The sequence below is a fragment of the Exiguobacterium sp. s141 genome (assembly GCF_018618085.1).
Taxonomy (GTDB): Bacteria; Bacillota; Bacilli; order Exiguobacteriales; family Exiguobacteriaceae; genus Exiguobacterium; species Exiguobacterium mexicanum_A.
This window is the reverse complement of the sequence record NZ_JACSLJ010000014.1, coordinates 1-7139: the sequence shown is the minus strand read 5'-3', so window position 1 is coordinate 7139 and position 7139 is coordinate 1. Positions and strand designations below refer to the sequence as shown.

Below are 7139 nucleotides of genomic sequence, written 5' to 3'. Positions count from 1 at the left end.
CTCGGGCAGAACACGAAATGATAATGGAGCATCGACACGGTGGTGTTGGTTCTTCGATAGTTGTTCATACGTTTATCGTATCACTTTGTTTATTTAAGCGATACATTTTCTCGGGATAAGATCATAGGTGTTGATTTCTGAAATTCCGACTAGCGGAACTCCGAAATCAAGCTCACGTTCATCCCACCACTGAAGCAGTGGGCTTTCTCGTTCGCAAATTCTGTAAGATGAGATACGGCACATCATCTACCGTGGTCCTCGAAGTCGCCAACGAATCGATTTCCATGTCAGTCGCCGGGAAAACGAGCCCTCGTCCGACCGTGACTTGATAGGCAAGCAACTCGCGCCTCACTTCTGGCGGCAATGTCTCGATCCAACTAGGCGGCGCATGCAGGACGTACGGCACTTCCCGGTCAATCGTCCAATACGTATAGGCGTTGGCGACTCGGACGTTCCGGTAAGACGGGTGTGTGTCAAATTCTGCTTTCGGGATGATCAACACTGACACCTGTGCGCCTAATTGCGTCACGAGATGCTCGTCCGCCATAAACAAGTCCATCGGTGGCACCATCGACGACATCCACTCCTGGACGACTTCTTCGGCCGGGATGAGGGAAATCGTCGTGTTCACCGTCATAGGATGATATCCCCGACCGAGTTAAACAAGCGGAGCATGGCCCAAGCGAGGCCGCTCAAAAGAATCGCCCACATCATGGCTTGAATTAACAGTAGACCGATGGCACGAAACGTCGACATCAACTGGCTGACTTGCCATATGTAATAGAACAAATAGAGAACGAACGTGCCGAGCAGTACCGCAATGACCGCAAGCAGCGAATTTAAAAACAAGAAGCTAATCCCTGAGCCGACGAGAAAAATCGTTGCGCCTGGCTTCAACCGATGCAACGAGCTACCGTTCGTCTCACGCGCAAAGAATGCGAACCCGAGTTGGTTGAACGTATCGGCGACGAGCTTGAAGGCGCTGAACAGCATGAAATAGATGGTAAAGAACACGACGAGTACGAGCACTTTCGACTCTTGGACGGACAACAAGGCGATGATTTCGCTGTACACGCCGACACGCGTCAGCCATTGAATCACATACTCACTCGTGGCAATGGCGAGCGACATCGAGAATAGAATGATCCCAATCAACGGGGCATAGCTTAACAAGTACACGTTTGTTTTCATATCGGCTCCAATTTCACAAGAATTTCTCATATTCAGTGCAAATCTATTATCAAGTATATTATAATATTCGTAGTCACGGAGAACAAAAGGGGGATTTTTAGATGGGTTTGTTACTAATGGTCGGAATCAGCGTCGTCTTCCTCGCAGCTATCTTCACAGCTGGATACAACAGAAAACCTGAAGGTAATCAATAAGAGCCGAGATTCTCACGAATCCGGCTCTTTTTTTATTTCAATCCAGCATATCCTTGTTGACGGAGCGCCTCATAAACGATGATTGCCGCCGTGTTTGAGACGTTGAGTGACCGAACGAGGTTCGATTGGGGTAAACGGATGCAGCGGTCGAGGTTGTCCTCGATCACTTCCATCGGCAACCCTTTCGTCTCGCGTCCGAAGACAAAGAAATAGTCTTTATCGACCGCAGACACATCGAGGTCACTTGGGTACTGTTCCCCATACTTGGTAATGTAGAAGAACTCTCCGTCCGGGTGTTTGGCCCACAGTTCATCGAGCGAATCGTGATAACGGACGTCGACGAATTGCCAATAGTCGAGCCCGGCCCGTTTGAGCATTTTGTCGTCCGTCGAGAAACCTAACGGACGAATCAAATGGAGCACGGAATTCGTCGCCGCACATGTGCGCGAGACGTTACCCGTATTTGCCGGGATTTCTGGTTGGAACATTACTACATGGATTGCCATAATCTACTCCTCACTTCACTTGTTCGAGATCAAGTAATCGTTGTTTTTGATGAAGGCCGCCTCCGAACCCGGTCAGTTGCCCTCCGCTGCCGACGACGCGATGGCATGGGAAAATGACGGGCAACGGATTGCGGTTCAGCGCCTGGCCGACCGCCCGAACCGCTTTCGGGCGGCCGATTTGTTCAGCGATTTGTTTATACGAACGCGTTTCCCCGAATGGGATCGTCAATAACGCATCCCATACTTCTTGTTGGAAGACGGTCCCCTTCATCTCGATCCACTCGCGGTCAGACGGCTGAAGTCCATTTTGCTCCACGCGTTCAATCAGGTCGGTCAGCCAACTCGGCGCCGATCCGTCATCTGCTTCCGTCTCCGCAAAGTCTAACGCGCATAGCTTCCCTTGCGCGTTCAATTCATACGCCAATGTACCCCATTTAGATGACACGGTCTTCACGGTCCCACTCCTCTCGGAACAATCGAATCTCTTCATGTACGAGCTCAGACGTCTCCGTCGACTCGATTTGTCGATAAATCGTCTCGGCTTCGGCTCCGAGAATCGCACCAATCGCCCAGACGGCCGTCGCCCGCATGTCTTCGCGCTCATCTTGTCGAATAAAGTCTTCGAGCACCGGCACGGCCGATGGTTCCCGATAATGGGCCAACGCTAAAATCGCATTTCGCTGAATCGGCTTTTTGCCGCGCCATGCGCCAGACAGATGGCCAAACTTCGCTTTGAACTCCCGATTGCTCAAGTTCAGTAACGGGACGAGCAACGGTTTGACGATTTCAGCTTCAGGAAGCAGTTCCTCATGATGGCGCCAATCTTTTTTCCGATTATACGGACAGACTTGTTGGCACGTGTCGCAACCGTAAAGCCGCCCACCGAGCTTCGAACGAAACTCGCGTGGCATAAGTGTCTTCATTTGCGTCAAATAGGCGATACAACGTTTGGCATCGAGAACACCTGGTTCGATGAGTGCCGTCGTCGGACAAGCCGTCATACATTTCGTACACTCGCCACAGCCGTCCTCAATCATCTCGTCCGGTGGTAAGTATGTGTCCAGGATCATCTCCCCTAAATAAAGGTACGACCCCTTCTCGGGCGAAATGATGGAACAGTTCTTGCCGCTGAAGCCGATTCCGGCCCGTTCGGCGACGGCACGGTCGACGAGTTCTCCCGTGTCGACCATCGAGCGTGTCCGGACGCCCGGGACGAGCTGTTCAATATACGCTTGCAGCTGCTCGAGCCTTGAGCCGACGGCGCGATGGTAGTCGAGCCCCCACGATGCCCGGGCGAACAAGCCCCGTCGTTCATCGGCAACACTTCGCGGCGCATCTTTCAATTTGCTCGGATACGCGATGGCGATGGCGATGATCGACTGCGCTTCGTCGAGCAACAGCGTCGGCGTCGTCCGTTTGTCCAAGTCAGGCTCCTCGAACCCCGAGGCGAATCCCTTCTCTTGCTGATTCACGAGACGTTGCTTCATGACGATGAACGGGTCGGCGGTCGTCACTTTCAACTCGTCAATCCCGATCGTCGTCGCATATGCTACAATCTTCTGTTTGAGTGTCTCCGGGTCCATCCCGTTCATCGAATCACCTCTTTCGTGTCTATTTTCGCATACAAAAAATCTCCCCGCCAGTCGGCAGAGAGATGATGAAGCGGGTGAAGAGAATCGAACTCTCGTCATCAGCTTGGAAGGCTGAGGTTTTACCATTAAACTACACCCGCATGGTTCAAATGAGTCGTCTGTAAAAGCGACTACAATCAATATACATCTATACCTTTAGGAAGTCAATACTTTTGAAGAATTTTATTTGATAGCTTATGAAATCTATACTTATGGTGTATGAATACATATAATTCCCTTATCTCTCTTCTTCAAACCATATCTCACTATAAGATAGACGTAGCGGTATAAAAATATCCTGCCGACTCTGTCGGCAGGAAGTTCTATTACAATGACGATGTTTTTGGTTCCCGAAGCAAATGTTTAATATCTCGGAACGTGACGAACGTCTTGTTTTTAGCATCATATAGTTTATAGCGCAGCGATTTCAAACTAGAGAACAGACCAATCGTCGTCGCTTTCTGGAGCGGCGGTGTCGCCGTATGGGCTTGTTCAAGGTTATAGTTCGGTACGCGTGGGCTCAAATGATGCACGTGATGGAAACCAATGTTTCCCGTCACCCACTGCAACACTTTAGGCAACTCGTAATACGAGCTCCCTTCAATTGCTGCTTTCACATAATCCCATTCGCTCTCGTCCTCGAAATACGAGTCTTCGAACGTATGTTGGACATAGAACAACCAAATCCCGAGGACACCTGCCGTGAACATCGTCGTTCCTTGAACAATCAAGAATGCTTTCCATCCGACGAGCGCGATGACGAGTGCGTAGAGCACGACGAGAGACAAGTTGATGAGATACGTGTTGTTGCGCTCTTTCTTACGTGCGTCTTTCCGGTTGAAGCGGCTCGTGATAAGGATCAGGAACAAAGGTCCAAGGCCGAACATGACGAGCGGGTTACGATAGAGACGATATTGGAGACGAGTCCACTTCGAAGCTTCGACGTACTCTTCGATTGTCATGACCCAAATGTCACCAACTCCCCGCTTATCTAAATTCCCACTCGAGGCATGGTGAATCGAATGCTCTCGTTTCCACTTCTCATACGGGAATAACGTCAAGATACCCATGATCGTCCCGACGATGGCGTTCGCTTTCTTATTTTTAAAAAACGAACCGTGCGTGCAGTCGTGGAAAATGATGAACATCCGGACGACGAAGCCTGCTGCTACGATGGCGAGCGGGATGGTCAAGAAGACCGAAATTTGGAGCGCCTGATAGGCAAGGATCCAGGCGGCAAGAAACGGCAGGATCGTGTTGATCATCTGCCGGACGCTCTTCTTCACGTCGGCCTTTTCAAACGGCGAGACGTGTTTCCGGAGCTGGGCGATTTTTTCTTTACTCATGTACAACTTCCTCCTCAATTGCATACAGCGTTGACGACAACAAAAATGAAATATGAAACCAACTACACTATGATAGTGACGACGGCATCCATCGCCATAAGAATCAATTTGTCATAAAAATATTATTATCAGGTAATTATATCACATCATATAGAATAAATCGTTCATTCCATACCAGTAATTGAATCAATTATTATTTCTGTCTCAATAATTTCCATTGAAATTCCTTATATGGAATTATTAATACATAAAGTGTGTTAGACTCCAATTATGTAGAGATAGGAGGAAATGTTATTGTTTCAGAAATTAAAAAATTTGATCACACCTAAGCGATTGATCATCATGGTGAGCGTCTTTATCTTGCTTATCCCAGTCTTCTTTGTCAGCTATACGTTCTATAAAAATTTGAGTCAAGGCGTCGAAAATAAAGACCTTGATGACAAATATGCAAAGCGAGTCAAAGAGTTACAAATCGAAGTTTCTAAAGAAGACCCATTAGATCGGAGAGGCAACTCCACCGCAAAGACGCGTGTTGAATTGGAGGTCTCCTTCAATGAAGAGAAACCGAGCCGAACTGGATTGATTAAAAACATGCACTTGATGACACATCAAAAAATATCGGCCCGTTCCAAATGGGGAGCGATTCCGATGACCCCAGACAATATACAACAGTCCGCTGACTATTTGGAGCTCCTAAAAACTAAATTCAAAATTGGTGACAGTATGTACTCGGAATTGAAAACGATGCTCGATCACTGGTCGCAAGGTGACTTCTCTAAAGCGGACAAGGAACAAGATCGTTTGTTGCACTTCCTCCAAGCGAGTAGAGGGTTCTCGAACGGATTAGCTACCAAGAATGAAGAAGAACTCTTTATCTTAAACAACTTCGGACCTGAATACTTGAACACGTTGGAAGAAACGACGTACACGTCATATAAAGAATCATCTCAATGATGATTCTTTTTTGATTGATGCAAAAAGCTCTAACACGAGTGTACCTTTCATAGTTCAGCTTCTTAACACTTCTGCCCTATTCTTTATGCGTCGTTTCCCTCTCTCCATTCTTCTTGGTTTTAGATACACAAAAAAAGACCCTAGCCTCAGCTAGGATCTACGGATACCGGTGGTCGGAGTCGAACCGACACTCCAGAGGAACACGATTTTGAGTCGTGCGCGTCTACCAATTCCGCCACACCGGCATATTATGTTGGAGGCGCCAGTCGGAATCGAACCGACGATAGAGGAGTTGCAGTCCTCTGCCTTACCACTTGGCTATGGCGCCAAATTTAATGGAGCGGAAGACGGGATTCGAACCCGCGACCCCGACCTTGGCAAGGTCGTATTCTACCACTGAACTACTTCCGCATAATGGCTGGGCTGGAAGGGATCGAACCTTCGCATGTCGGAATCAAAATCCGATGCCTTACCACTTGGCTACAGCCCAATAAAATGGGGCGACTGAAGGGAATTGAACCCTCGAATGCCGGAATCACAATCCGGTGCGTTAACCACTTCGCCACAATCGCCATAATAATATTAAGAAGCAGGGGCAGCAGGAATCGAACCCGCGCTGACGGTTTTGGAGACCGTAGTTCTACCGCTAAACTATGCCCCTAAGTGGTGGGGGGGGGCGGATTCGAACCGCCGAACCCGAGGGAGCGGATTTACAGTCCGCCGCGTTTAGCCACTTCGCTACCCCCCCACATGGTGGCTTTGGACGGAATCGAACCGCCGACACAAGGATTTTCAGTCCTTTGCTCTACCAACTGAGCTACAAAGCCATGTATGTAGTAATTTAATTAAAAAAATGGCGGTCCTGACGGGATTCGAACCCGCGATCTCCTGCGTGACAGGCAGGCATGTTAACCACTACACCACAGGACCACTGATAATTGCGGGGGCTGGATTTGAACCAACGACCTTCGGGTTATGAGCCCGACGAGCTACCAGACTGCTCCACCCCGCGACGATATAAAACTTTAAATGGTGACCCGTACGGGATTCGAACCCGTGTTACCGCCGTGAAAGGGCGGTGTCTTAACCGCTTGACCAACGGGCCATATCTTGGATTGAAAAACTGGCGGAGAGCAAGGGATTCGAACCCTTGAGACGGTTTTGCCGCCTACACGAATTCCAATCGTGCTCCTTCGGCCACTCGGACAGCTCTCCAAAAAGAGAAAAGTGGCTCCGCAAGTAGGATTTGAACCTACGACCTACCGGTTAACAGCCGGTTGCTCTACCACTGAGCTATTGCGGAACGATCTTGCCTGG

General features: G+C 49.1%; 7 protein-coding genes and 14 tRNA genes. 1 reads left to right on the top strand and 20 read right to left on the bottom strand.

Going from position 1 to position 7139, the window contains the following annotated elements; genetic code table 11:
* Positions 1–178: 178 nt before the first annotated feature.
* The 7 genes from KNP74_RS14710 to desA form a co-directional block, all read right to left on the bottom strand.
* The gene (locus KNP74_RS14710; RefSeq protein ID WP_214764701.1) at positions 179–637 is read right to left on the bottom strand and encodes a hypothetical protein; all 459 of its coding nucleotides are present in this window, start codon (positions 635–637) and stop codon (positions 179–181) included.
* The gene (locus KNP74_RS14705) at positions 634–1191 is read right to left on the bottom strand and encodes a DUF5366 family protein (RefSeq protein ID WP_021066738.1); all 558 of its coding nucleotides are present in this window, start codon (positions 1189–1191) and stop codon (positions 634–636) included. Before KNP74_RS14705 ends, KNP74_RS14710 begins: the two co-directional genes overlap by 4 nt.
* Positions 1192–1417: 226 nt before the next feature.
* Entirely contained in the window at positions 1418–1891 is a 474-nt protein-coding gene (trmL, locus tag KNP74_RS14700; protein WP_034776487.1) for a tRNA (uridine(34)/cytosine(34)/5-carboxymethylaminomethyluridine(34)-2'-O)-methyltransferase TrmL, read from the bottom strand.
* A 10-nt stretch (positions 1892–1901) separates the two neighbouring features.
* Positions 1902–2336 (bottom strand): methylated-DNA--[protein]-cysteine S-methyltransferase, encoded by a 435-nt coding sequence (locus tag KNP74_RS14695; protein WP_052090199.1) that lies wholly within the window; start codon positions 2334–2336, stop codon positions 1902–1904.
* Positions 2326–3474 (bottom strand): tRNA epoxyqueuosine(34) reductase QueG, encoded by a 1149-nt coding sequence (gene queG, locus KNP74_RS14690; protein ID WP_214764702.1) that lies wholly within the window; start codon positions 3472–3474, stop codon positions 2326–2328. The genes KNP74_RS14695 and queG overlap by 11 nt, the downstream gene beginning before the upstream one ends.
* A gap of 78 nt (positions 3475–3552) precedes the next feature.
* Positions 3553–3623: transfer RNA gene (locus tag KNP74_RS14685), tRNA-Gly, on the bottom strand.
* A 225-nt stretch (positions 3624–3848) separates the two neighbouring features.
* Complete coding sequence (gene desA, locus KNP74_RS14680) at positions 3849–4868, bottom strand: Delta(5) desaturase DesA (RefSeq protein WP_034776483.1); 1020 nt, start codon at positions 4866–4868, stop codon at positions 3849–3851.
* Between the two features lie 294 nt (positions 4869–5162).
* Between desA and KNP74_RS14675 the strand changes: the two genes are divergently transcribed.
* The gene (locus KNP74_RS14675; RefSeq protein WP_214710123.1) at positions 5163–5822 is read left to right on the top strand and encodes a DUF6241 domain-containing protein; all 660 of its coding nucleotides are present in this window, start codon (positions 5163–5165) and stop codon (positions 5820–5822) included.
* A 164-nt stretch (positions 5823–5986) separates the two neighbouring features.
* Here KNP74_RS14675 and KNP74_RS14670 read toward each other — a convergent pair.
* The 13 genes from KNP74_RS14670 to KNP74_RS14610 all read right to left on the bottom strand — a co-directional run bounded on the left by KNP74_RS14670 (position 5987) and on the right by KNP74_RS14610 (position 7125).
* Positions 5987–6067: transfer RNA gene (locus KNP74_RS14670), tRNA-Leu, on the bottom strand.
* 9 nt (positions 6068–6076) lie between these two features.
* A tRNA-Cys gene (locus KNP74_RS14665) sits at positions 6077–6150 on the bottom strand.
* Between the two features lie 8 nt (positions 6151–6158).
* A tRNA-Gly gene (locus tag KNP74_RS14660) sits at positions 6159–6233 on the bottom strand.
* A gap of 4 nt (positions 6234–6237) precedes the next feature.
* A tRNA-Gln gene (locus tag KNP74_RS14655) sits at positions 6238–6312 on the bottom strand.
* A 6-nt stretch (positions 6313–6318) separates the two neighbouring features.
* Positions 6319–6394 (bottom strand) — tRNA-His (locus KNP74_RS14650).
* An 18-nt stretch (positions 6395–6412) separates the two neighbouring features.
* Positions 6413–6483 (bottom strand) — tRNA-Trp (locus KNP74_RS14645).
* Between the two features lie 3 nt (positions 6484–6486).
* Positions 6487–6570, bottom strand: a tRNA-Tyr gene (locus tag KNP74_RS14640).
* A 3-nt stretch (positions 6571–6573) separates the two neighbouring features.
* Positions 6574–6649 (bottom strand) — tRNA-Phe (locus tag KNP74_RS14635).
* Between the two features lie 27 nt (positions 6650–6676).
* Positions 6677–6752 (bottom strand) — tRNA-Asp (locus KNP74_RS14630).
* A gap of 8 nt (positions 6753–6760) precedes the next feature.
* Positions 6761–6834, bottom strand: a tRNA-Met gene (locus KNP74_RS14625).
* 18 nt (positions 6835–6852) lie between these two features.
* A tRNA-Glu gene (locus tag KNP74_RS14620) sits at positions 6853–6927 on the bottom strand.
* Between the two features lie 19 nt (positions 6928–6946).
* Positions 6947–7037, bottom strand: a tRNA-Ser gene (locus KNP74_RS14615).
* Between the two features lie 13 nt (positions 7038–7050).
* A tRNA-Asn gene (locus tag KNP74_RS14610) sits at positions 7051–7125 on the bottom strand.
* Positions 7126–7139: the final 14 nt, after the last annotated feature.